The 26,157-nt window shown below is 35.7% G+C and carries 23 protein-coding genes and 1 pseudogene; 15 read left to right on the top strand and 9 right to left on the bottom strand.

Annotated features, from left to right (window positions below):
- Nucleotides 1-945: 945 nt before the first annotated feature.
- From MUA87_RS01105 to argF, 3 genes are all read right to left on the bottom strand, one after another.
- Nucleotides 946-2,514 carry a YfcC family protein gene (locus MUA87_RS01105; RefSeq protein WP_031262850.1) on the bottom strand — a complete coding sequence of 523 codons (1,569 nt, stop codon included), beginning with the start codon at nt 2,512-2,514 and terminating at the stop codon, nt 946-948.
- Between the two features lie 490 nt (nt 2,515-3,004).
- Complete coding sequence (arcC, locus tag MUA87_RS01110; RefSeq protein WP_002480072.1) at nt 3,005-3,937, bottom strand: carbamate kinase; 933 nt, start codon at nt 3,935-3,937, stop codon at nt 3,005-3,007.
- A 14-nt stretch (nt 3,938-3,951) separates the two neighbouring features.
- The gene (gene argF / locus MUA87_RS01115) at nt 3,952-4,956 is read right to left on the bottom strand and encodes an ornithine carbamoyltransferase (protein WP_107587673.1); all 1,005 of its coding nucleotides are present in this window, start codon (nt 4,954-4,956) and stop codon (nt 3,952-3,954) included.
- Between the two features lie 469 nt (nt 4,957-5,425).
- Here argF and MUA87_RS01120 point away from each other — a divergent pair, with 469 nt between their 5' ends.
- The 6 genes and pseudogenes from MUA87_RS01120 to MUA87_RS01145 all read left to right on the top strand — a co-directional run bounded on the left by MUA87_RS01120 (nt 5,426) and on the right by MUA87_RS01145 (nt 10,599).
- Nucleotides 5,426-6,451 (top strand): DUF4352 domain-containing protein, encoded by a 1,026-nt coding sequence (locus MUA87_RS01120; protein ID WP_262551131.1) that lies wholly within the window; start codon nt 5,426-5,428, stop codon nt 6,449-6,451.
- 228 nt (nt 6,452-6,679) lie between these two features.
- Nucleotides 6,680-7,717: a DUF4352 domain-containing protein gene (locus tag MUA87_RS01125; protein ID WP_262551133.1), complete on the top strand. Its 1,038-nt coding sequence runs from the start codon at nt 6,680-6,682 to the stop codon at nt 7,715-7,717.
- A gap of 38 nt (nt 7,718-7,755) precedes the next feature.
- Complete coding sequence (locus MUA87_RS01130) at nt 7,756-8,106, top strand: DUF4064 domain-containing protein (protein WP_023016211.1); 351 nt, start codon at nt 7,756-7,758, stop codon at nt 8,104-8,106.
- Between the two features lie 3 nt (nt 8,107-8,109).
- Nucleotides 8,110-8,510, top strand: a pseudogene (locus tag MUA87_RS01135) (protein rep); the annotation flags it as partial.
- Nucleotides 8,511-9,371: 861 nt separating this feature from the next.
- Nucleotides 9,372-9,533, top strand: coding sequence for a hypothetical protein (locus MUA87_RS01140; protein WP_176746758.1), 162 nt, complete (start codon nt 9,372-9,374; stop codon nt 9,531-9,533).
- A 139-nt stretch (nt 9,534-9,672) separates the two neighbouring features.
- Nucleotides 9,673-10,599 (top strand): DMT family transporter, encoded by a 927-nt coding sequence (locus tag MUA87_RS01145; protein ID WP_262551134.1) that lies wholly within the window; start codon nt 9,673-9,675, stop codon nt 10,597-10,599.
- A 98-nt stretch (nt 10,600-10,697) separates the two neighbouring features.
- Here MUA87_RS01145 and yidC read toward each other — a convergent pair whose 3' ends face one another.
- Both yidC and MUA87_RS01155 read right to left on the bottom strand, forming a co-directional pair.
- Nucleotides 10,698-11,552, bottom strand: a complete 855-nt coding sequence (gene yidC, locus MUA87_RS01150) for a membrane protein insertase YidC (protein WP_262551136.1) — start codon at nt 11,550-11,552, stop codon at nt 10,698-10,700.
- 225 nt (nt 11,553-11,777) lie between these two features.
- Complete coding sequence (locus MUA87_RS01155; protein WP_262547166.1) at nt 11,778-12,347, bottom strand: hypothetical protein; 570 nt, start codon at nt 12,345-12,347, stop codon at nt 11,778-11,780.
- Nucleotides 12,348-12,646: 299 nt separating this feature from the next.
- Here MUA87_RS01155 and MUA87_RS01160 point away from each other — a divergent pair, with 299 nt between their 5' ends.
- Nucleotides 12,647-13,570, top strand: a complete 924-nt coding sequence (locus MUA87_RS01160; protein WP_262551137.1) for an osmoprotectant ABC transporter substrate-binding protein — start codon at nt 12,647-12,649, stop codon at nt 13,568-13,570.
- A 248-nt stretch (nt 13,571-13,818) separates the two neighbouring features.
- Here the strand turns inward: MUA87_RS01160 and MUA87_RS01165 are convergent, their stop codons facing one another.
- Nucleotides 13,819-15,378, bottom strand: coding sequence for a BCCT family transporter (locus tag MUA87_RS01165; protein WP_262551391.1), 1,560 nt, complete (start codon nt 15,376-15,378; stop codon nt 13,819-13,821).
- 271 nt (nt 15,379-15,649) lie between these two features.
- Here MUA87_RS01165 and MUA87_RS01170 point away from each other — a divergent pair, with 271 nt between their 5' ends.
- The 4 genes from MUA87_RS01170 (at nt 15,650) to MUA87_RS01185 (ending at nt 18,608) form a co-directional block, all read left to right on the top strand.
- Entirely contained in the window at nt 15,650-15,904 is a 255-nt protein-coding gene (locus tag MUA87_RS01170) for a hypothetical protein (protein WP_262551139.1), read from the top strand.
- Between the two features lie 194 nt (nt 15,905-16,098).
- Entirely contained in the window at nt 16,099-16,782 is a 684-nt protein-coding gene (tenA, locus tag MUA87_RS01175) for a thiaminase II (RefSeq protein ID WP_002480059.1), read from the top strand.
- 67 nt (nt 16,783-16,849) lie between these two features.
- Entirely contained in the window at nt 16,850-17,590 is a 741-nt protein-coding gene (locus MUA87_RS01180; protein ID WP_002480058.1) for an acetoacetate decarboxylase, read from the top strand.
- Nucleotides 17,591-17,747: 157 nt separating this feature from the next.
- Nucleotides 17,748-18,608, top strand: coding sequence for a hypothetical protein (locus tag MUA87_RS01185; protein ID WP_105967120.1), 861 nt, complete (start codon nt 17,748-17,750; stop codon nt 18,606-18,608).
- 65 nt (nt 18,609-18,673) lie between these two features.
- Here MUA87_RS01185 and MUA87_RS01190 read toward each other — a convergent pair whose 3' ends face one another.
- Nucleotides 18,674-18,874, bottom strand: a complete 201-nt coding sequence (locus MUA87_RS01190; RefSeq protein ID WP_119564267.1) for a hypothetical protein — start codon at nt 18,872-18,874, stop codon at nt 18,674-18,676.
- A 220-nt stretch (nt 18,875-19,094) separates the two neighbouring features.
- Nucleotides 19,095-20,219 carry a PDDEXK family nuclease gene (locus MUA87_RS01195; RefSeq protein ID WP_262551143.1) on the bottom strand — a complete coding sequence of 375 codons (1,125 nt, stop codon included), beginning with the start codon at nt 20,217-20,219 and terminating at the stop codon, nt 19,095-19,097.
- Nucleotides 20,220-20,394: 175 nt separating this feature from the next.
- On the opposite strand from MUA87_RS01195, the gene MUA87_RS01200 reads away from it, so the two are divergent.
- The gene (locus MUA87_RS01200) at nt 20,395-20,586 is read left to right on the top strand and encodes a hypothetical protein (protein WP_262551144.1); all 192 of its coding nucleotides are present in this window, start codon (nt 20,395-20,397) and stop codon (nt 20,584-20,586) included.
- 103 nt (nt 20,587-20,689) lie between these two features.
- On the opposite strand, the gene MUA87_RS01205 is transcribed toward MUA87_RS01200, so the two are convergent.
- The gene (locus MUA87_RS01205; protein WP_002480053.1) at nt 20,690-21,394 is read right to left on the bottom strand and encodes an SDR family oxidoreductase; all 705 of its coding nucleotides are present in this window, start codon (nt 21,392-21,394) and stop codon (nt 20,690-20,692) included.
- Between the two features lie 334 nt (nt 21,395-21,728).
- Between MUA87_RS01205 and MUA87_RS01210 the strand changes: the two genes are divergently transcribed.
- From MUA87_RS01210 to MUA87_RS01220, 3 genes are all read left to right on the top strand, one after another.
- Nucleotides 21,729-23,327 carry an FMN-binding glutamate synthase family protein gene (locus MUA87_RS01210; protein ID WP_070462595.1) on the top strand — a complete coding sequence of 533 codons (1,599 nt, stop codon included), beginning with the start codon at nt 21,729-21,731 and terminating at the stop codon, nt 23,325-23,327.
- A 296-nt stretch (nt 23,328-23,623) separates the two neighbouring features.
- Nucleotides 23,624-25,084, top strand: a complete 1,461-nt coding sequence (locus MUA87_RS01215) for an MDR family MFS transporter (protein WP_262551146.1) — start codon at nt 23,624-23,626, stop codon at nt 25,082-25,084.
- A gap of 209 nt (nt 25,085-25,293) precedes the next feature.
- Complete coding sequence (locus MUA87_RS01220) at nt 25,294-26,082, top strand: putative hydro-lyase (RefSeq protein WP_070864437.1); 789 nt, start codon at nt 25,294-25,296, stop codon at nt 26,080-26,082.
- Nucleotides 26,083-26,157: the final 75 nt, after the last annotated feature.

Consider the following 26,157-nt stretch of genomic DNA (forward strand, 5'->3'; position numbering starts at 1 on the left):
TTGTAAAAAAATCTATAAAAATTTTAAGATTTTTCTTGACTATCAAAAAACATGATGCTAATATTTAGCCATGCACAAGACAAACACCTCTCAAAAAAGGAATCCAACTTTGATACAAATTGAGAGAAAAACAGGCCAAAGTCCAATTTGTATTTGCAGCTGTGAAAGGTGCGCGTACTGTGCAAGATTGAATTGCTGAGTTTATAAATAGAGATCGAACTTCATGAAGGTTTAACAGCACAGTAATTCAATTGACCTGACCGATTAGGTTTGTAGCTGGTAAAAAAATAACTAACGAAAGGCAATCTTTCGCATAACGGTTATATTATTTCTGGTTAGAAATCCAGTTAGACAAACATCGGTATTAGAAATTCACTCCTTCTTTAAGGATACAACTATTATTTACAAGTTCGTATCACAATGAGATATAGAAAATTTGTAATACAAAATTCGAGAGAAAAAGAAAATGAATTTTTATTTGAGACATAGAGAGAGAAATCGTCACAAATAGGATGCGTAAAAAAGTTAGTGTCCCTATTATTATTAAACACCATATCGGTGGGTTTAAATTGATGCAGTATGAGAAAAAGAGAATTACTGCAGCGGTTTAAACCACAGCTTTAAAATCAAGTAGAATTTTTTAAGATATGTTGGATGCGTATCATTAAAAATCATTAAATTTAATATTTTTTTATCATTCATAAGTGTGGAGGCTTATCGTAATTGTTTGCGATGAGCCTCTTTTATTTATACATAAATTTGTTATTCGTCAATGTAATAAAATATTACTTGTTCAGCGATCCATTTACTATCACTTTTTTTACTGGATAGATACACTAATTTTACTGTTTTGCTAAAAAATCATGAGTTTCTTCCTATTATAAATGTAAAAGCAGAGACCTATTCAGATCTCTGCTTCAGAATACCTATTTAATTTTGTTTTAATTATGAGTAGATTAATACTTGTGTTACTAACATTGCACCACCGAATACAAGTACGAATACTACAACTGGCCATACGAATCGGAACCAGTGTGAGTATCTCATATCCAACATTTGTAATGTTGCCATTACAAGTCCTGTAGGTGCTAAGAATAACATTGCGTATTGTCCGAATTGATAAGCAGTTACAATAACAAATCTTGGAATGCCAACAGTATCTGCTAGCGGTGCGAAAATCGGCATAGACAGTACTGCTAGACCAGAAGATGATGGTACGATAAATCCTAGGAAGAAGAAGATAATCAATAAGATAATAATGAATATCGGACCACTCACATGAGATACGATGTCAGATGAGAATTTCAAGATTGTATCTGAAATTAACCCTTCATTCATAACTAAGTTAATACCACGCGCCAAACCGATGATTAATGATACACCTACTAAACTAGAAGCACCATTAATAAAGGCATCGACTGTTCCTTTTTCTCCTAATCCTTGTTTACCCATACCTGCAATGAACATGATAATAATCGTTACAGATAAGAACATTGCGGCCATGACTGGGAACCACCAACCTTGAGTCATTACACCCCAAACCATAAGTGGGAATGGGATAACGAACAAGATTAAAATGATTTTCTTACGCCAAGTGAATTGATCCGCATGTGCATCTTTACCCATAACAGACCATTGTTCATTGAATTTCTCACGGTCTTCATAAGAGTAAGAAGCTTTTGGATTCTTTTTGATTTTTTGTGTATACCAATATAAATAACCAATAACAAAGATTGCACCAATGATACAACCTGCGATACGCCAATATAGCCCTTCAGTGAAGGCAATACCTGCAGCGTTAGAGGCGATAACTACTGAGAATGGGTTAATTGTTGAGAAGGTTGTTCCGACGGAACTGGCCAAGAATATGGCCCCTACACAGACAATTGAGTCATAACCCATTGCTATGAATATTGGCACCAGTATTGGATAGAAGGCGACGGCCTCTTCTTCAATACCACACAAGGTTCCTCCAAGTACCATCAGGATAGAAACCATGAAGATGAGCATAAACTCATGACCTTTAGTCTTTTTCGTTAACGCAAGTAATCCAGATTCAAATGAACCACTGGCACTTACAACACCAATCAGTCCACCGAGTACAAAGATGAATACCATAATATCAACGGCTTCGATTGTTCCGTGAACCATTGCGCTTGTAATTTGGTCAGGTCCTGCTGGATTTTGTTTTAATCTTTCGTAAGTATCTGGGATAGAAATAGGTTTATTAATTGCGCCGGATTCAAACTGTTCTATGTTGATTTTGACGCCCATTTTATCTAATTCTTCTTGGGTTCCCGGCACTTTCTTAATTTCTTTATGAGGGTTTTCAATTTTTAATTGATCAGACCCTGGTTCATAAGATAATTTAGAATACGCACCCGCTGGAATCAGCCATGTCGCAATAACAGCAACGATTGTTAAAATGAACAAAATGGCAAAGGCACCAGGCATACGAAGTTTAAATTTTTTCTTCTTTTTAGGGGGCTCTGTTGATTCTTTAGCAGCATCCATTTGATTTGCATGATCCATTATAATCATCTCCTTATAAGCAAGGGAATCTCAAAAATGCAGTTATCATATTCGAATGTCAGATAAAAAAGACAAGATACATTTTATTCAGCCCATACGCTTTATTTATATATTGGTTCCAGCTTCAAATGTCATAGAGACTATCGATAGATATATAGACTTTGACATTCTTCGGCTGTTAAATTTATATTCAAAAGCTATCCAACGCAGGACTTAAAAAAGTTATCAAAGATTAAAGTGTAAGAATACTCTTTATTTTTGCGTAAAATTTTTTTGAATCAGCGAGATCCGCTCATTCAAAATTCTGTGTATGATAGGACTTGAATATAAATTATGTAACAAAATATTTATAAAAGGCCTGAACAAGTTGTAACAAATGTGAGATTGTTCAAGCATGTTCAGGCACTTTTTATAATCAATATATCTGTCATGATTCACTATCTATTGAGCATTACCTACCATCAATAGCGAATTATTTTGTAATCACTGTACCCACTTTGCCTTCTAATGCAGCATCTAGATTTTCTAGAGAAGTAATGAGTACTTCGCCTTCTGGGTTCTTTTCAATGAATTGAAGAGATGCTTCAACTTTAGGTAACATACTACCTTTAGCGAATTGACCTTCTTCAATATATTTTTCCATATCAGCAGTAGTGACTTTAGTTAATTTTTCTTCGTTTTCTTTACCGAAGTTGATGAAGATATAATCGACTGCAGTTAAAATGATTAACTTATCAGATTTGATGTGTGCCGCAAGAATCGCACTTGATTTATCTTTGTCGATTACTGCGTCTACACCGTGTAAGTCGCCGCGGTCGTCTTTAACAACAGGGATACCGCCGCCACCACCAGCAATAACGAGTGATCCGTTATTGATTAAATCTTCAATACTTGGTAGCTCAACAATTTCAATTGGCTGTGGAGAAGGGACTACACGACGGTAGCCACGACCAGAATCTTCTACGAATGTGTATTTACGTTCTTTAGCAATTGTATCTGCTAAATCTTTGTCATAGAATTTACCAATTGGTTTTGTTGGATTTTCAAATGCTGGGTCTTCTTTAGAAACCACTGTTTGTGTGACTAAAGTCACAACAGGTTTCTTAATATCTAAATTGTGTAGTTCGTTTTGTAAACTTTGTTGTAGTTGATAACCAATGTACGCCTGACTCATTGCACCACATTCTGGGAATGGGAAGGCTGGACCTTGATCATGTTCTGCCGCAAAGTTTAATCCTAGGTTGATACTGCCGACTTGCGGACCGTTGCCGTGACTGATGACTACTTCGTGGCCTTTTTGAATCAATGCTACAAGTGATTTTGATGTGTTTTCCACTAGCTTTAATTGTTCTTGTGGGGAATTGCCTAAGGCATTTCCTCCTAATGCTACTACGATTTTAGCCATACTTTGTGTCCTCCTTATCCAATATCTCCTAGAGTCGCAACCATCACAGCTTTGATAGTGTGCATACGGTTTTCAGCTTCTTGGAATACAACAGAGTGTTTGCCTTCGAAGACTTCATCTGTAACTTCCATTTCTTTTAAGCCGTGTTTATCAAAGATTTGTTTACCGATTGTTGTGTCAGTGTTGTGGAAAGAAGGTAAGCAGTGTTCGAAGATAACACGTGGGTTACCTGTTTTTTCGATCATGTCTTGGTTTACTTGGTAAGGTTTCAATAATTTGATACGTTCTTCCCAAACTTCGTCTGGCTCACCCATAGATACCCATACGTCTGTGTAAAGTACGTCTGAACCTTTAACACCTTTATCAATGTCGTCTGTTACTAAGATTTCGCCGCCGTTTTCTTCAGCGATTTCTTTACAACGGTTCAATAATTCATCCGTAGGATTCAATTCTTTAGGGCAAACAAGGTTGAAACGCATACCCATGATTGCTGCACCTTGCATCAACGCATTCGCAACGTTGTTGCGACCATCGCCTACGTAAGTGAAGTTGATTTCGTGATAAGGTTTTTTCAATACTTCTTTAGCTGTTAGGAAGTCAGCTAATACTTGTGTTGGGTGATCTTCGTCAGTTAAACCGTTCCATACCGGCACGCCTGATTCTTCAGCTAATGTTTCAACAGTACGTTGAGAGAATCCGCGATATTCGATGCCGTCATACATGCCGCCTAAAACGCGTGCTGTATCTGCTGCTGTTTCTTTTTTGCCCATTTGAGAACCAGTTGGTCCAAGGTAAGTAGTGCTTGCACCTTGGTCAGCTGCCGCAACTTCAAATGCGCAACGAGTACGAGTTGAGTCTTTTTCGAAAATTAATGCAATGTTTTTTCCTTTAAGTGTTTGTTGCTCAATACCTGCGTATTTTGCACGTTTTAAATCTTCTGATAAGTTCAGTAGGAACTCCATCTCTTTCTGTGAAAAATCTAATAATGTTAGGAAATGTCTATTTCTTAAGTTTTGCATTCTAATACAACTCCTCTATGTGATTGATTTCACATTAATTGTAAACGCTTTCTATTGGTTTCGTCAATGAAATTTTGCACAATTATTTAGTTATAACTTTAAATTTGTCTGAGAAGTTAACGTTATGCATAAGGTGTCTTTAAAGGTGCATTTTTAGCGATAACAAAAAGAAAAATATTCATTTATTTGTATGAATATATGACTCGCTTTTATTTGTATTACCTATTCCGTGTAAGTTAACCCTTTTTTGTTCAAAATCAACAAAAATTAATAGAAAGAAAATCGCTGAATTCCTATACTTTCAGCATTTTAAACGTGGAAATAAAAAATATTTCACATGAGCTTAACAAAAACTTAAAAATAGATTGATTTTGGTTAAAAGTAATATAAGATAGTGTTATATAAGAAAATAAATGTCTCCATTAGACATCTATGATACTTACAACTAAGACAGAGCGGAGAGATATCAATGAAAAAACTTTGGTTAATTGTAATCAGTGCATTATTTTTATTAGCGGGCTGTTTCGGTTTGAAATCACATGATCAATCAGACGAAACAATTAAAAAAGGTAAAGCCACTGATCAAATGCAGACATTCAAAATTGGACAAATAGTAGATGCCGATGGTGTGGATGTTCAAGTTATCAAAGCGGAATACATTAATAACTACAGTGATATTGATGCACCAAAGAACGGGAAAGCATTACAAGTAACTTTGAAATTTAAAAATAATAATAAACCAAAAGTGGTTGTGGATTCTAGCGCATTCGCAATGACGATTAGAGGAGAAACGTATCCAGACTGGGTTGGCGGTAATCATTCAGAAGGAAGTTTCACGCATCAACTCAGTCATGGAAAAACTGCAGTAGAATCTTTGACGTTCGATGTACCAGACGCTAAAGTCTATACATTAGAAATGGATGCGCAGTTTAAAAAGAAAAATGTTAAAGGTAAATGGAACATCCACCAAGCAATGATTAAAAAAGGTGACAGTCAAAACGATACAAATAAAGCAGCAGCATCTGATACTAAAGAGAAAAGTTCTGAAAAATCATCTAAAGAAAAAGACTATCCTTATTCTGCAGATGAATATAATGCGTTAGTTGATTTATACAATGCCTTCACAAAAGGTGAACGTATGAACCATGTCACACGTGGAGTTACGAACAAAGAATACAATGATTTAGCTGATCGTGTAGATAAATTGCTAGAAGATTATGGAGAAGAGCTTGATGCTGCCTATCAAAAAGCAGTAAAAGAAGAAGAGGCTGAATGGCAAAAAAATCAAGACCGTATCAATAAAGAGTTTGAAGCAGAAATGAAACGCCAAGATGAAGTCAATGCGCGTGAAGAAGCACAACGACGCAAACATGAAGAGGCGGAACAACGTGCTTATGAAGCTCAAGTACAACGTCAAAATGAACAAGCTGCACGTGAAGCTGAAGCGCAAAAACAACAAAATACGAACAATCAATCTCAAGATGATTCACAATAATTGAAAAAGCTGCCTATGGCGGCTTTTTTATATTTATACATAGTATTAATTTGAATTACCTATACTCTAAAGTATTAATTAAAAAATATTCACTAAACCTTCATAAATATTCGAAAAAAGATTGCTTTTACTTAAAAGTATTATAAAATATTCCTATAAAGACAATTTGATGATAAATGCATTGAAATGTCATCGTTTCACAACCAAATACAGAGCGGAGAGAGAAAGATGAAAAGACTTTGGTTTTTGATGATTAGTGTATTATTTTTATTAGTTGCCTGCAGTGGCGCAAAGTCTGAAGAAAAGACAGAAGGTACAGAAGCAAGAGGTAAAGCAACAGAAGAAATGAAAACATTCAGAGTAGGACAAATCGTTGATGCTGACGGTGTAGATGTTCGAGTAGTTAAAGCAGAGTATGTAAATGATTATGAAGATTACGAAGCACCTAATAACGGTAAAGTATTAAAAGTGACATTAAAATTTAAAAACAATAACAGCGATCAAGTACTTGTAGATTCTAGCTCATTTACAATGAACGTCAGAGGAGAAACGTATCCAGATTGGATTGGCGGAGATGGTACAGACGGTATTTTCTCTCATCAATTAAACCAAGGTAAAACTGCGACAGGCACTTTAACATTTGATGTTTCAGAAGCCAAAGTCTATACCTTAGAAATGGACACGTATTTTAAAACTGCAAATGTTAAAGCGAAATGGAACCTTCATCAAGCAATGATTAAAGATGGCAGTTATAATGAAGCTGACAGCCAATCGGATACGAAGAAAGATAAATCAAAAGCTGAAGACGATAGCGAGGATTATCCATACACAGCAGAAGAATACAATGCGTTAGTAGATGAATATAACGCATTAACAGATGGAGAAAGAATGAACCACGTCACACGTGGTGTCACAAATAAAGAATACAACGATTTAGCAGCACGTATTGATAAACTTTATGATGAATTAGAAGCAGAATGGGATAAAGAATATCAAAAGCAACTTGAACGTGAAGATGCAGAATGGCAAAAAAATCAAGATCGCATCGATAAAGAATTCGAAGCAGAGATGAAGCGCCAAGATGAAATAGATGCACGAGAAGAAGCACAAAGACAAAAACAAGAAGAAGCTGATCAACGTGCCTATGAAGCAGAAATGAAACGTCAAGACGAACAAGCAGCACGTGAGGCACAAGAACAAGCGAAATTAGATGCAGAACTTCAAAAACAAGAAGAAGCAGCAGATCAAGCGATGTTAGAAGAGTAGATAGAAATAAATTTTAGTTTTAAAGGTGAGTTATAAAAATGGATGAATTAAGATATGAAAAACCTAGAAACCGTATCGCAGAAATTGTATTAGGCATTGTCGGCAGTATATTTGGGATTATTGGTGGGATTTCCACATTAATGGTCGCAAGTGCGAATGAAGCTGTCGGAAATGCTGGAAGCAGTGATATCTATACGTTAGGTATTATCGTTATATTGATGAGTATAGCGACATTCATAATTAGTTGTTTAATTAAGAGAAAGCGTGTATTAATGAGTATCTTGCTCATTATCGCAGGTGTACTAGACTTTTTCTTAATTGGTATCTATGGAATCATCGCAGGTATTTTAATCTTAGCTGCGGGTGTCTTAGCGTTATTACGTAAATAATGCAGTTATAATCAGCATATGCATGTGTTGTTATGTGTTGAAAACAGTTATTTTAAGAATAAAGATAATTATATTTCTCAAGCAGAATGGGTTAAGTTATGGCAAAAAGCACTTAAGGTTAATTACAAACCTGTAGCAAATATTAAAGCGATCAAGCCAAATAAAAAAGGCGATTCAGATATACAAGCAGCAATCAAAGAGACAGCAAAATATTCGGTGAAGTCATCAGATTTTTTAACAGGAAACAAAGAAAAAGATACAGAAATTGTGAGTGATTTAGAACAAGGTTTGTACAGAAAACGTATTTTGAGTTATGAGGGTCTCTTGAAGAAAAAGCTTATTCAATTACTGCAATTTGGAATTTCGAAAAGCAAAATTACTTCTTAAAAAATTTACAGCACTAGCTACAAAGTTAGTGCTTTTTATTTTGAAAAATGTTAAAAAAGGGTGGGTACAATTTGGGTACAGGCACAAGATACAGGGGTACATTAAGGGTACACACACAATTTGTAGGGGTACATTTGGGGTATATTTGCAAAAAAATGCATACATCGAGAAAAACGCTATAACTCTTGAAATGTCTGGCTTCGCCAGACCATACATTTTTAAATGTATGCATATTTCCCTTATGCTCTTATAAGAAAATTAGCCCCAAATCGAAATTTTGATATTTTTTACAGAAGTTTGCCCCTGCTGGAACTAAAAACTGAGTTACTTTTTGAGTGATTTTATGCAAAATTTTAGTTTGCATGTAAATGGGCAGTGTTTAAAATTCGCCACTGGTTTCGATTGATCTTTTGCGATTTGGAATCACAATATATTTATTTAGCTCTCATTTACGTTTTAAGAGCCAATAAAGAATTTTGGATACAAAACTATATAAATATCTTACGAAACTTCAAAATTCCCCTTAAAATTAAAAATAAAAGCATTGAAAGTTTTTGTTAGTCTTGCGATAAACTTTGTTAAAAAGAATGGAGATATATTCATGAAATTTAGAGAAGCCTTAGAGAATTTTTTATCTAGTAAGTATGTCTATGTAGTCTTGGTAATTTTAGTTATCTATCAAATTTTTATGTTGTTCAAATAAAAAAATCTTTAAGAGAAACAGCATGCACAAAAATAAATCAAGCTTTTATGCCGAGAAAATTTATTGATCAATGAGAAGAACCCTTAACTAAACTTGTAGACGAATGTCGGCATAGCGTGAGCTATTAAGCCGACCATTCGACAAGTTTTGGGTTTGTTAAGGGTTCAGAGGCTCGTTGTCAATAAAGCAATTGGAATTAAGTAATAAAAAACGTGTCTTAATGGGTGTTTTACTTGTTATAGGAGGCGTACTAAACTTTATTTTCATTGGTTTATTCGGAATTTTATCTGGTATTTTAATACTTGTTGCAGGTGTTTTAGCATTAGTACGTAAATAAGAAGAGTGATTGGGAGCTGCCGCATTGGCAGCTTTTTAATTGTTGAAAAAGGAGACAATTGGAGATTTTACAACAGAGATTTCTAATAGGTTTGAGTTATGCTATACTATTTTAATCATTGTAGGAAAGAAGGGCGCGCATGCTGTTTTTATTTTTACTGGGTTTAGTTGCAGGGATGGTGGTTCCTGTACAAACTTCTATTAATACAAAACTAATACGCTATACACATTCATCATTCTATTCTTCAGCAATCTCATTTTCAGTCGGCGCTCTATTTTTATTCATTGTAAACTTGATTATTGCACCTGGACATTTCACACCAAGTTTCTTTTCTGGTCAATCATTTAATTATACGTGGTTCGTTGGAGGTCTATTAGGTGTCTTATTCTTAACAGGAAATCTATTACTGTTTCCAAGGCTAGGTGCGTCATTGACAGTCATTATAACCATTGCTGGGCAAATTATTATGGGTGTGATGATTGATACCTTTGGTTGGTTAGGAGCTAAAATAGAACCATTCACATTCTTAAAGCTGATTGGTGTCTTATTGTTATTTATTGGCATCATTGTGATGAATTATGTTAAACATCAACCTAAAGAAGAAAAAGCTAATAAAGTCTTACCGTGGTTAGTCATAGGATTTATCTTTGGGTTTGCACCACCGATTCAAACTGCGATCAATAGTCAGTTGGGACAACAAGTACATAGTTCGTTATTTGCGTCATTAATTTCATTCTCTGTAGGGGCAATCGCATTAATTATCATTACAGCGTTTGTAAATCGTTCATTTAAATTATCAACTTATGAACCAGAAGTAGGTAAAATCAAACCAGTTTATTTTATTGGTGGGGTACTTGGTGTGGTATTTGTCACAGCGAATATCGTTTTAATGCCACATTTAGGTGCTGCATTGACGACTATCGTCGGAATGCTGGGCCAAATGTTAATGGGTGTCATAATTGATCACTTCGGCATTTTAGGTGCGAAGAAAAACAAGATTAATGTACGTAAGATTTTAGGAATCATATGTATCTTCATAGGCATCGTCTTACTAAGATTCTTCTAAATTCATATTAAAAAGAACGTTTTTACGACAGGTAGAAACGTTCTTTTTATTATATAAATATAGCCCAGGAAATAACTTCCCGGGCCAATTCATCATGCTTATTTTTTCTTATTCTTCTTAGAAATGACTTTCGTGTTTTTAGGTTTATCTTCTTTTTTCTCTTGTTCGCGCTTAATACGTGCTACTTCTTCATCCGCAACTTTACTGTAGTATCTGTTCGCAAAGAACATTTGAACAATCATAAAGATGGCACTGACTGACCAATAAAGACCTAATGCTGCAGCTGAAGTGAATGAGATATAAATGATGAAGATAGGTGAGATAATCATCATCATGTAACCCATTTGACGTTGTTCTTTCGGCATATTTTCAATGCTGACAAGTGATTGTAAGAAGTAAAGGGCACCGGCGATGATTGTAATCCAAACATCAGGTTCTGTCAGTTTGAACCATAAGAAGTGAGGATGATCTGTGATACCGCCATGTGAAGGCCATTTTAATGAGACATATAAACCAAAGAGTACAGGCATTTGAATTAAGATTGGCAGACAGCCAAGCATACTCTTCATTGGATTCATGTCGTACTTTTTATAAACATCCATTAATTCTTGTTGTGCTTCCATTTTTTCTTCTTGTGTACGTGCACGTTTAACTTTTTCTTGTACTTCTTTCATCTCAGGTTTCGCAATATCCATAACCTTACGCATGATTTGACCGTTCTTAGTTTGGCTTAACATAAACGGCAACATAACTAAGCGAATGGCTAATACAATAACGATAATTGCGAGACCATAGTTATCGTTTAAATTATGACCAAGCCAATGTAGTAAATTGTCCATTGGTTTTGCGAAAGTATTAAAGAAGAAACCATTGCGGTTTTCACTCTTTGAATAATCGCAACCTGCGAGCAGTACTGTAGATAACGTCAATAACAGTATGTATTTTATTTTCATCTTTCTCTGCCTTTCTCTTTTTTATTGAAAATAATTAAGCATCGTATCGAAGTCATTGAAAAAGCAACCGCTTAACAAGGGTTGCGAAAAAAGGACAACAATTGCTTATACACTTACAAGATACAATCCTAACATAGAACCTGTATCGATTAAAGAAGAGAAAAGATAAAACTACATAGCTAAAAACAATACGATAAACAATGGCAAAACAAAGTGAATAATTAACTAATCTGCTGCTTTTTCATTTTTCAACGTATTGATAGAAAGAGACCATAAAACGATATTTAAGATCATCACAATAAATAATGCGACAACTGTATATAGAAGATCAAAAGTTATAGTCATCGGCAAGGTTTCAAACAACACATAATAAACTAACCCGCCAATAATGACCTGCCCCACAATGTTTAAGAGCTTTCCAATATTAGATTCAACAAATTGAAGTAATAAAGAGGGCAAAGATAACACACTAAAAACAACATAACTAACGAGTGTTATTTCTCCTAAAGCTATCGCAGACGTATCAGTTAAATTTGAAAGTGTAACTGAATCTAAAAACTTTATCGCAGCGATAAACGCAAAGATAAAAATAACGAAGCCAATTACTTCTTCAATAAGTAGTGCCAAAAATGAGCTGACAATATTCTTTTCTGGTTTCTCAAATCGCTCATAAATATATTCAATGACAAAATTCAATAGTATCGAAACAACAACCAAGATAATAAAGACAGTCGGAAGTTTACCTGTAAATAACTGGCTTAAGAATTCTACACCTAAATCCCAATAAACTTTCATGATTTTAAGCTCCTCTTTCTCTTTATGTAATGAGTATATAGATAAAATACAATAAAAATCAACTGTCATTTTATAACTTTTAAATTAAAAAAGAGAGGTATGTCTAGATTGATTAAATGATGAAGAATGTTGTGAGGACAAGGAACAAAGCACCCGAGTTAGTCTAACGTTTGTGTGAGGTTAGACTGAAGTTAGGGGAGGAAACGGTATGCCATGCGCAAAAAATGTATGTGTTATAATGTGTAGTGGTTAATTGTGAAAATAAAATGATTATAAAAGAAATTAATGTGGGGGTTGTAATGAAAAAGTTTAAATATTTAATGGGGATGGTTTTAACAAGTGTCCTTATACTTGCTGGATGTGGGTTACCTGGCTTAGATGGCGGTCCAGGTAAAAACGTTAAGATTACTGCACTCGCAACAAGTGAATCACAAATTATGGCACATATGATTCGCCTACAAATTGAACATGATACGAAAGGGAAAGTAAAACCAACCATTATTAACAACTTAGGCTCAGCTACTATTCAACATAACGCCTTATTGAATGGAGATGCGCAAATTTCTTCTACGCGTTATACAGGTACAGATTTAGTAGGAGCGTTAAATCAACAACCTATTACTGACACCAAGAAGGCTATGGATGTTGTTCAAAAAGGCTTTACGAAACAATATGATCAAACGTTCTTTGATACGTATGGTTTTGAAAATACATTCGCCTTCATGGTGACACAAGAAGTGGCTGACAAGTATCATCTTGAAACAGTTTCGGATTTAAAGAAACATAAAGACGAGTTGCGTTTAGGTACAGATTCTACTTGGATTAAACGTGCTGGCGATGGTTACCCGGCTTTCACTAAAGCCTATGGATTCAAATTTAAAAGTATCCGACCTATGCAAATCGGCTTAGTATATGATGCTGTAAAAAACAATAAATTAGATGTGGCTCTAGGTTATACTACAGATGGCCGTATTTCAGCTTATAACTTGAAAGTATTAAAAGATGACCGTAAATTCTTCCCGCCATATGACGCAAGTCCACTTGCGAAGAACGACTTCCTAAGAAAGAACCCTAAAATTAAACATTCATTAGAAAAACTTCAAGGCAAGGTCTCTACGAAAACAATGCAAGAGTTAAATTATCAATCAGACGGCAAACAACAAGAGCCGGCCGTAGTCGCAGAAAGGTTCCTCAAAAAACACAACTATTTCGAAAATAAATAGTTATCAATTTGTCTTGTGTTAGGACCATGTTATACTTACAAAAATTGGAGGTAGATTATGGCTAAAATTAACCAAAGACAAGTGAGACAAATTGTGCGTTTAGTCACACGTATTGTACGTCAGATCATGCGTTCTAGAAATAATAAACGTTATTAATATAAAGAAGCAGCACTTTCTCAAATTAGAAGAGAAGGTGCTGCTTTTGTTTATCCTTAAATTGAAGCGTATGGATACGCATGTAGTTAAATTTATGAGCGATCTTCTGATGAGTGTCTCTTAGATGCGGCATGTAAAATCTTAGTATGTTCTTCATTAGGTGAGAGTGTTAATCCTAACGCTTTACGCTCTCTATTCGCATCTTTATAGAATGAAAGCGTCATTAAGATAACAACCACACTGAATGGTAAAGCTGAGATAATCGCCGCAGATTGTAGAGCGTCTAATCCTGTTTCGCCTCCGGCAAGCAGTAATACATACGCGATCGCAGAAAGCGCAAGTCCCCATACAATTTTTACGAATCCTGCTGGACGTAATGTACCAAATGCCGTCTGCATACCTAAAACGAATGTTGCTGAATCGGCAGAAGTAATAAAGAATGATCCAATTAATGCGAGTGCGATAATGGATAAGACACTGCCTATCGGCAATTCATTAAAGATACCGAATAATTGTGTTTCAGGTGGCATTTTAAAGATTTCAGTATGTTCTTGTCCAACACTGATACCTGTTAAACCGAATACGCTGAACCAGAAAATACTGACAATTGTCGGCACTAGTAAGACTGCCATAACGAATTCTCTGATAGAGCGTCCTTTAGAGATACGGGCGATAAAGATACCGACGAACGGACTCCAACTCATCCACCAGCCCCAATAATAAACTGTCCATGTCTGCATCCAGTCATGTTTTTGTTGGTTTAATGGTGCGGTGTCTAAACTGTTAAAGATTAAAGTATTTAAGTAATCACCAGTCGCAGAAGTCATCATGTCTAAGATGAGTAAAGTTGGACCAATGACTAATAAAATCGCAAAGAGAATCGCAGCTAAAATCATATTCAAGTTACTTAAATATTGAATTCCTTTGCTTAAACCACTCCATGCACTGTATAAGAAAAGTACAGTTACGACTGCGATAATAATACCTTGAACTAACTTGTTATTTGGAATACCAAATAAATAATTCAAGCCACCATTGATCTGCATCGCGCCAACACCAAGTGATACCGCTACACCGATAATTGTCGCAAATACTGCTAAAACATCGACAATGGTACCTGGTAAACCGTCCACACGTTTACCTAAAAGTGGTCGTAATGTTTTAGAAATAAGACCGACTTCGCCTTTTCTGAATTGGAAATAAGCGAGTGATAACGCTACGATGCCGTAAACAGCCCAAGGGTGAAAGCCATAGTGTAAGAAACTCGCACGTAATGAATCTGCGAGTGCTGCTTTCGATTCTGCAGAAGCTGTAGGAGGAGTTAAATAATGTGATACAGGCTCAGAAGCCCCATAGAATACTAAGCCAATCCCCATACCAGCACTAAATAACATTGTTAACCAAGAGATTGTATGGAACTCAGGTTTGTCTGTAGGTTTACCTAGCTTTAATTTGCCGATTGGACTAAAAACTAAGAAAATACAGAAAACCAATATGAAAGAAAAGACGAGCATATAATACCAACCGAAAGTTTCTGTAATCCACGCCCCAAGTGCACCAGAAACCTTGCCGAATTGGTTAGGGAAAATTGCGCCGATTAATACTAATAAACCTACAAGTATAGACGCATAAGTAAATACGGGTGAAAACATCTTGTTTGTCTCTTTATGAGTCGTCTTCAAAACTGCAACATCCTTTCTGATTTGAGTATTGAAAAAAAGCAAAGACGGTATTCATGCTATCATACCTAGGAAATAATTCAACTTCTTGAAAATCGTAGCTTAAAAAGTGAAAAAATCATTGTAAATTCAAAAAAAGGGGCATTTTTTGAATTTATATCCAACTTAAGGTGGGTAAAAAAACTGGTATGTAAGAAAAAAAGAGGGTGAAGATGTATTATAAAAATTTGAAAAAATATTTTACATGTTTGGGGAACAAAATTTAGAAAATGAATATCAAAATCGACAAGAAGCATTTACAACGTTTTTAACAAATATTGAAATTTATCCCATCAGAGACCAAAAACAATGTCAGACTGTAAGCTATCCATTGTTTATTTGTATGAGCAAAGCTTTAGCACATAAAATGGAAGGTGTTCTTTTAAATTCAAATAAAATATTAAAACTATCACACAATGGAGGTGATAGTGATGCTAGATGTTGTGGCTGTATTGGTTAAACAAATGATTGCGCAATTTATTTCAGGTGGCAAACAAGATGTTAAATAGTCATGCTTTATTCAGCATGATAATTGAATGCGTCGACTTGTGTTTATAAACAAGCCGGCGTATTTTTGTATATTGTGTCGATATAGGTTAGATTAAAGATAAGCAGTAAAAATATTGAATCAAATCTAATTAGGAGGAACTTGTAGTGACACAATTATTTACAGATCGTTTATATGAACGCGTTGAGCCAATTTGGGCATCTTACATGGAACATCCATTTATTAAAGGGTTAGCTGACGGCTCTTTGGATGAAGAGAAATTCAAACATTGGTTGAAACAAGATTACATTTATTTAATTGAGTATTCTCGTTTGTTTGCGATTGGTGCCGCGAAAGCCATTGATTTAGATATGATGTCGACGTATGCGCAATTATTAGATGGCACAATGAATACAGAAATGAACTTGCATCGTGGTTATGCGAAGGAATTTGGTATTAGTGAAGCGGAATTAGAAGCTACTGAACCTGCAGAAACTACAACAGCTTATACAAGTTATATGTTGAACATGGCACAAATCGGCGGCGTAGAAAATGTGATTGCCGCAATTTTAACTTGTACATGGAGTTACAACTATATTGGTTTGAAATTGGCAGAACAAGATGCTGCGAAAGATCATCCATTATATCGAAAATGGGTAGATATGTATTCATCTGAGGAGTTTACACAATTTAAGAAAGACTGTGTTGAACTGATGAATAAAGTGACAGAAGGACGTTCAGAAGCGGACTTAAAACGACTAGAAGATATTGTCGTACGCACAAGTTATTATGAATATAAATTCTGGGATATGGCAGAAAACTTAAGCACTTGGGATGTGCCGGTAAAATAGAATGATTGAAGATTCAAGTTGTTGCCTTTAAGCTTAGGTAAGCAATGTATATTGAGGAGGCAAAGAATTGAATAAAAAAGAACTCATGAACTTAGCTTCAACACCTGTGAATGCACCGACATATTCAAGAGTGGATGTTCATTTCAGAAATAGAGAATTTTTAAACATTGTGTATCGCACGGATATTGAGAAACTAAAGGAAGTCGTACCTGAACCGCTAAAAGTGACAAGTGACTTAATCAAATTTGAAGTCATTGATATGCCTGATAGTACAGGCCTTGGTTCATATACAGAATGCGGACAAGTGATTCCAGTAGAATACAATGGAGAAGAAGGCGAGTTCTACTTATCCATGTATTTAAACAATCAACCTGCGATTGCATTAGGCAGAGAGCTTTCAACATTTCCAAAGAAATACGGAGAACCAAGACTATATGTCGATAACGATACATTAGTAGGTACATTAGATTATCATTCATTACGCGTTGCACAAGCAACGATGACCTATAAATACCATCCGATTGAAACAGAAGAAGCGAAACAACTTATTACCAAACCAAGCTTCATGTTGAAACAATTACCAAATTACGATGGGACACCAAGAATACTTGAAATGACACGTTCTCAAATTACAGATATTCAAATTAAAGAAGCATTCCGTGGTGATGCGCGTCTACAATTATTTGAACATGTGAATGCGCCGCTCGCAGATTTCCCGGTCAAAGAAATTGTCGATGCACAACATATTTTGGCAGACTTAAGACTCGGCCGTCCGGAAGTCATTCATGATTATTTAAAAGAATCATAAGTATTTCAGGAGAAACAAGCTTTGATGTTTGTTTCTCTTTTTTTTAAACAAATAGACAGAATATGTCTTTTTTGTAAAGAATGAATACAGTTGTATTCCACTCAGGTATACTAAATATTAAGTATGATAGTCATTATAAAGAGAGAGTAGGGACATAATGAACAAAATTAAATATTTAGGTACTGGACTCTTAGCAGCGTCGTTATTATTAACTGCTTGTGGGCAAAAAGAAGAAAAACAAACATCATCTGACCAAGAAAAGACAGAACATCAATCAGAAGAACAATCTACACATGAAGATCATCAAAAAAGTGAAGAAAACAACGAGAAACATTTAGGTTCAAAAGCATCTGAATCTAAACACAATGCATTTAGTCACTTGAATCCTAATAGTGATGAATATCTTGCGCGTGTATGGTTAGCCGCATTACCAAGCTATCGAAGCGCAAATCCGGCAGATATCTCTATTAGTCATGATGATTTGTCAGGAAAGATTATGTATGGACCAGGGTCGATTAGATATGAACAAGGTGTTCAAAGTTTGTTAGGTACACCTACTGCTGCGGGATATGTTGTTTATAAAAATAACGGAGATGGTACGATTACAATTTATCCCGTACCGAGTCATTTCCAAGATCATCGTTGGCAAGAAGAAGATTATAGTCGCGAGGAATCTCAACGTATTATGAATAGCGGAGAAGTGGTACCGTTGTATGATGGGAATGAAGAAGCGGTGCGTCTAGTTGAAAGTTATATTGGTGCGACACCACCTGGAATTGATGAGGATGATGAAGAGTCAGAAGAAACGGTGACACGTGAAAATGTGATTGATAAAGTTGAAGAATATGAAGGTCATCAATTAGATACAAGCCGTTATACTTTCAAAGAACCAGAACGTCGTGATGATGGGGGTTGGGGCTTCTCAATTTTAGACAAACAAGGTAATTTAGTCGGTTCATATATCATTGATTCAGACGGTGATGTGACAAAATATGATGAACATGGCGACGAAGTTTAATATATTGAAAAAGAACTTGATTCGACAGCTTTCATGTGTTGAATCAAGTTCTTTTATCGTTAATATTATGCTTCACTTTGTTTATTTGATGCATAGTCATAAAGTTTAATAATCGTTTTAAATTTCGCATCTTCGAGCTTTGTTTTCTTATTTCTTAAATCTTGAACAGTTTGATAGGGAACACCTGAAGCTTTTGAGATTTTATAGCCGCTTTCAGCTTCAAATAATTTTTCAATATCTTCTTTAATTTGTTGGATGACTGTCATAGTTAAGCTCCTTTTATTTTTTTGTGTCGCGAATTGAATGTAAGTGTAATTCTACTTACTTCACTGACAGTGTATCACGGTATAATGTGTTATCCAATTAAAATTAGAAGGTAAAAGGTTGAATGAGGTGTAAGGTTTGAGTTGAAAAATCCCCTATAAAGCTTGTACTTTTCAGTATTGGCTTTATAGGGGATTTACGATTGTGTTGTCTTATATCGCTTTATCTTCGGTATTGATTGAAATCAATGACGTTACCTGAAGATTTATGATTTTGTTCTTGTGTTTTTGTTTGAGGTTTACTGTGCAGTTCTTTTAAGAACTGATCCAACTCTTCTTGAGATGTGACTTTACCATCTATAATCGCATTCATAACTTTCGCATCGTCACTATCTTGATTTAAGTCGAACATTTCTTTAAACATTTCACGCATGTCTTCATCTTTGCCCGCTTCCACAAACGCAGAAATCGCAGTATCGATATCTTCATCTTCATTAATCGGCAGGCTATTCAATTTTTGATACTTTTCAATTTCTTCTAATAATTCACGATCCGCTTCATCAAGGAAGTCTAATGGATTCAAATCATTCTCTTCGAAGTAGTCCTCTAAATCTTCAAAGATATCCATCGGCATATAAAGTATTTCATAGTCATCTTGCACTTGAATGAAGAAAGTTTTCATACTTAAGGCATCAAGATGCGTGTAAGGAATAACGTTGCTTTCTTCAGCGATGAAGTACGCAATTAAATTCAATTCTTTTTGCGTGAGACGTTTGAACATTAATGAAGTTTTGTTTGTAAATTTATCTTGAATTAAATCAACGATGTCACTTTTGCTTCCTTTAGAAAAGCCGGTAATTTTAAATTCACGACAGATTTGTTTTAATTCTTCAGTATTGTATCTCTCTAGTAAGTCAGCAAGTTGGAAATCTTCATAATCTCTACGTGCTTGTGTTATTTCACGCATTTCATGAATGGCTTCTTCTTCATCATCATCTAATGGTGGGATAGAGTCATATTTATGGTTGAGTACGTGGCTATTGAAGTTGTTTAAAAACTCAGTTTCTACAAAATAAGAGTTTTTCTCAATTTCATAAACGAAATCTGTTCTTCTTAATATTTTTAATTCATCGGCTTTGTCTTCTGAAATGATTGTGACTTCAGGATGATACTTCAAGATAGATTCTAAGACTTGTCTTTCTTTTAACGTCGTATACTTTCCATAATCCGTACAGATTTCTTGAACAGACATTTTCTCTGCATCATCTATTTTATAATCAGCATTATGGAATTCGATGGCTTCGGCTAATTCGATATATTTATGTTTTTGTTCTTCCAAGTAATTCATGTGCGTCACCCCGTGCATTGTAAGATTGTATTATATCTATTCTATACCAATCTTTCCCTTAAAACGAATATTTTAAAGATTAAATGGATTGATCTTTAATTATAGAAATTCTACATAGGATTCAACACCAAGTTGTGATACATTAAACTAAATAACAATATGAAGGAGTACCGCAATGGATACGACAGCTTTGATTTATGTCATTATTATTTTTATCAGCTTTATCGTCACAAACTTGATTTCGAATCGCTTCATTAAAAACCGTTCTAATACAGGTTTATACTTGTTGAAACGTGTCGGTATTTTCATGGGTGTATATCTGGTCTTATTTAGTATTTATTTTATCTTGTTCAAACCGGAAATTTAAAGTAAAGGTATGCGTTGAATATAGATCCAACTTATATGTTTATATATGTAAAAAGTCAGGCGTGTTGCCTGACTTTCATTGTTTAAAGCTGTTTAGTTGTATATTAAACAGGGCGTACTGTAATTTCATTCACATTGACATGACTAGGTTGTGTTAACGCATAGACTACCGCATTTGCGATATCTTTAGGTTCTAACATTTTACGTGAACCCCAATCTGTATCACTAGTCATAGCTGTGTCGACCATACCTGGTGAAATGCTGGTAGAACGAATGCCTGTTTTTGCGAGTTCTTTTTCTAAACCTTGTGTAATCGCATGGACAGCTGCTTTTGTGGCGCTGTATAACGCGCTTGATTTTGTCACTTCAAAGCCCGAAATTGAAGCGATGTTAACGATATGACCGCTTTGCTGTTGTTGGAAGTGCGGCATAACCGCATTGATTGCGTATAATGTACCTTTAAGGTTTACATCAATCATATCGTCCCAAGCTTGTACTTCACCTTCTGTAATCGCAGACGATTTCATTTGACCTGCACTGTTGACTAAAATATCGACTTTCCCGAATTCTTCTACAGCTTGTTGTACTGCACGATCAATATCTTCACGGTTTGTGACATCAGCGCTGATAATTTCATAGTTTTTTGCGCCTGCTTTACGTAATTCAGTTGAAACTTGGTCTAGTTTCTTTTCATCACGAGCAACAAGCACTACAGTTGCGCCTTCATTTGAAAGCTTTAAGGCAATGCCTTTCCCGATACCGCTGCTTGCGCCTGTAATGACTGCCACTTTCTTATTCAATTCTGTCATAAGTAAATCCGCCTTTCTCTCTCTTATTTACACTTATATTGTTTTATTCCCTTTTTCTACTTAAGGTAAAGATAATAGCCGACATCTTCAGTATATACAAGGCGACTTATGAATGCGAAAATTGAAGCAAAATGATAGAATATTAACGGCTTTTCTCATCCTTTCAGCAATATTGCATCAAAAATGTAAACGTTTTCTAAATGACTGATGAAACACGACGGAATTTGGTATACAATGGGATTACATTTAAAATTTAGTGCAATTTCAGCAGAGTGGGCTGCTGGGAATTGAAGTAATACATGATAAGCAGAGAAATAGAGAGAGGGGAACTATAATGTTATTGCTTACGATTCTTCAATTCATTATCAACATCTTAATTGCGCTTGTCGTAATAGGACTGTTGGTGACTGGATTAGTATTGTTATTTAGAGATAAACGGCAACAACAACACAGTGTGTTGCGTAACTATCCTGTGTTGGCGCGTGTACGTTATTTCTTCGAAAAGATCGGACCAGAGTTGCGTCAATATTTATTCTCAGAGGACACGAAAGGGAAACCATTTTCACGTAGTCAATATACAGACATCGTGAAAGCTGGTAAATACAAATCACGTATGACGAGCTTCGGAACGCAGACAGATTATGAAACAGGCTTTTTTATTCAAAACACGATGTTTCCAAAACAAGCAGCGGAAATGCGTATTGATCAATCGACATTAATTTCAACGTTTGTCTATAAGGTTGATAACGAACGCTTATTTGATCGAGAAGAACATCGAGACCCTGAAAAGGTTGACCCTTATTATCTGTCAGATGAGGATGCGATTGTTTTAGGAGAAGATTTAAAATATCCATATAAAGTGAAACGTTTAGTCGGACAATCTGGTATGAGTTACGGTGCACTAGGTAAAAATGCGATTACCGCATTATCTATGGGATTAGGACGTGCAGGTACATGGATGAATACCGGTGAAGGCGGCTTATCTGACCACCATCGTAAAGGCGGCGGCGATATTATCTTCCAAATCGGACCTGGTTTATTCGGTGTACGTAAAGCCAATGGTGAGTTTGACTTAGAGAAGTTTAAACAAAAGGCAGCTATCGACCAAGTGAAAGCCTTTGAAGTGAAGTTAGCACAAGGGGCTAAAACACGTGGTGGTCATATGGAAGGTGCGAAGGTAACAGAAGAAATTGCGAAAATCAGAAGTGTTGAACCTGGTAAAACGATTAATTCACCGAATCGCTTTGAATTCATTCATAATTACGATGATTTATTAGATTGGATTATGGATTTGAAAGAAGCAGCACAAAAACCAGTGGGCTTCAAAATTGTCGTGAGTCATGTTGATGAAATTGAAGCCCTAGTCAGAACGATGAAACAACGTCAACAATATCCAAGCTTCATCACAATTGATGGTGGTGAAGGGGGTACAGGTGCGACGTATCAAGAATTACAAGATAGCGTCGGCTTACCATTATTCACAGCCTTACCAATTGTGACAGGCATGTTAGAGAAGTATGGTATTCGCGATAAAATGAAAATCTTCGCATCAGGTAAATTGGTGACACCTGATAAAATTGCGATTGCGCTCGGTCTCGGTGCAGACTTAGTCAATGTCGCACGTGGTATGATGATCAGTGTCGGCTGTATTATGAGTCAACAATGCCACTTGAACACATGTCCAGTCGGTGTGGCGACGACAAATCCTAAGTTAGAACGTGGTTTGTTTGTGAACGAAAAGAACTATCGTGTCACAAATTACATCACAAGTTTACATGAAGGATTATTCAACTTAGCAGCGGCTGTCGGTGTCGAAAGTCCGACAGAAATTACGCAAGATCATTTAATCCTTAAAAATCCGAACGGCAACTTACAGTCGATTTATGATTATAAATTAAAATTAGTCGATACAAATCAAAAAGTATCTGTATAAATGTTATTCAAGCTCTCACTTTGATGCGTGAGAGCTTTTTTTAATGTCTATAATTAGTTGTTGATGTCGAGTTAAGCTACAAAACACCCATGATGTAGATAGAATAGCTGGTTTTGGTGTGGGATAATTTTCAATGCGACATTCATCAAGTATAAGTAAACAGTTCATTTAAGCGCTGTGTTTTTACGCACATTTAAACAACAATTAAATGTAATTCAACTTTAGTGTGGTATGATTTAGTGCGTTATAAACATAGGTTGAGAAAATAGAGGAAGAAAAGGAAGAGGAGATGAAGTATGACACTCAAAACCAAATTATGGATGATTTTTACAATGTTGCTTGGTGGGTTCTTTGGAATTTTGAATGAAACCTTACTTGCGACAGCGTTACCAAGTATTATGAAAGATTTTAATATTGAATATACACAAGTTCAGTGGCTGACAACAGGATTCTTACTGACAAACGGTATTGTGATTCCATTGTCAGCGATGGTAATTCAGCGCTTTAGTACACGACAAGTGTTCCTGACATCCATTTTAATCTTTTTAGCAGGTACACTGGTTGCGGGCTTTAGTCTGAACTTCACTGTATTATTAATTGCGCGTATTATACAAGCACTAGGTTCAGGTATTATGATGCCGTTAATGATGACAACGATTTTAGATGTCTTTGAACCTCAAGAACGTGGTAAATATATGGGGATTTTCGGTTTAGTGATTGGCTTAGCACCGGCCATTGGTCCAACGTTATCAGGATATATAGTTGAGTATTCACACTGGCGTTCATTATTCCACGTAGTAACACCGATTGCGGCAATCACATTCCTAATGAGTTTGAAACTTATTAAGAACGTAGGTACGACAAGTAAAGTACCAATTGATATTTTATCTATTGCCTTATCTGTTGTAGGGTTTGGCGGATTATTATATGGTACAAGTTCTATCGCACGTGACGGTTGGAATGACCCGGTTGTTCTAACAACGATTATTGGCGGCATTGTGTTAGTGGTACTCTTTATCATCAGACAATTACGTTTAGAAACACCATTGCTGGATTTCAGAGTGTTTAAACAAGGTCAATTTGCGGTCGGCATTGTTATTATGGCCTTTACAATGATTGCGATGATTGGTTCTGAAACGGTATTACCGATCTTTATTCAAAATATTATGGGCAAACCTGCTTTAGAATCTGGCTTAGCGTTATTACCAGGTGCGATTGTGATGGGGATTATGTCTGTAGTATCAGGTATCCTTTATGAGAAATTCGGCGCTAAAATTTTAGCCTTTATCGGTATGGGTATCGTGGTTGTGACGACAACTTATTTCGTCTTTATGGACGCTAAAACATCGTTAGTAATGTTAACAACAGTGTATGCGATTCGTATGATCGGTATTGCGTTAGGTTTAATGCCTTTAATGACACATACGATGAACGAATTACCGCAGAAAATGAATGCGCATGGTTCTTCTATGACGAACACTATGCAACAAATTTCAGCTTCTATCGGTACAGCGATTCTCTTTACAATTATGAGTCACTTCGCGAAAATCTTTAAACCAGATATGGCAGATTATCAAGGACTTAAACCAGAAGTGATGCAAGCGCAAATTGCACAAGATGCGATGTTGAACGGTTATCACGCAGCATTCTGGTTTACAGTAATTATTGCGGTTATCGCATTCTTAAGTGTGTTCTTATTAAAAAGCCAAAAGAAAGTGAAACATCCTAAAACTCAAGAATCAAATACAACTGCATAATACAAAGTCACTAAATAAAAATCAGCATCTCCGCTATGGAAGTGCTGATTTTTTCTGTTCTAAAATTCTTTTAAAGCAGCTGAATAACATGGTCATGATAGTGTGGGTGTGGGTAACAGGTGTACAATTGAATGTTCTTTAACACATGATTAAGTATTTTTGATAAACTAGTAGAAATACCATTTTTTAAACAAAGGGGATGTTTATACATGGCAAATTTACAAAATGTGGAACCAGAAGCATTAAGACAAATGATACGTAATAAAGAAGTAACGGGGCATACAAGTGGAATGGCTAAGGGGTACATTCAAGCGAATGTGGTTATTCTACCTTCAAAATATGCTTATGATTTCTTGAAATTCTGTTTTAAAAATCCAAAAACGTGTCCGTTATTAGATGTATCTGAAGTAGGGGAAGTTAATTTTTCAAAATATGGTAAAAATGCGGATATCACGACAGAAGTAGGGGCTTATCGTGTATATGAAAATGGTGAATTAATAGAGACACCGTCTGATATCAAGCATCGATTTAATGACGATATGGTCAGCTTTTTAATTGGATGTAGTTTTACGTTTGAACATGCGTTGTTAGAAGCGGGTATTCCATTACGTCATCTAGAAGAAGGACATAACGTACCGATGTATATTACAAATATACCTGCTGAACCTGCGGGTCGTTTTGACGGCAATATTACTGTAAGTATGCGTCCGATGACTATGAAAGATGCGATTCGTGCGACTGAGATTACGACACACTTTAAAAATGTTCACGGCACGCCTATCCATATCGGAGACCCTTCAGCAATCGGTATCAAAGATTTAAATCAAACAGACTTTGGGGAGCCGGTACAAATAAAAGAAAATGAAGTCCCGGTCTTTTGGGGATGTGGTGTGACACCGCAATCTGTAGCTTTAGACGCTAAGCCTGAATTGATCATCACACATGCGCCTGGACATATGTTTATTACAGATGTTAAGGATAGTGAACTAAGTGATTGAGGTGTGATTTTTGCACACTAAACGTTAATTTCATTTAAAAAAGACGTGATATAAATAATTAAATCTAATAGAGGA

The sequence above is a fragment of the Staphylococcus simulans genome (assembly GCF_025561465.1).
GTDB classification, from domain to species: domain Bacteria; phylum Bacillota; class Bacilli; order Staphylococcales; family Staphylococcaceae; genus Staphylococcus; species Staphylococcus simulans.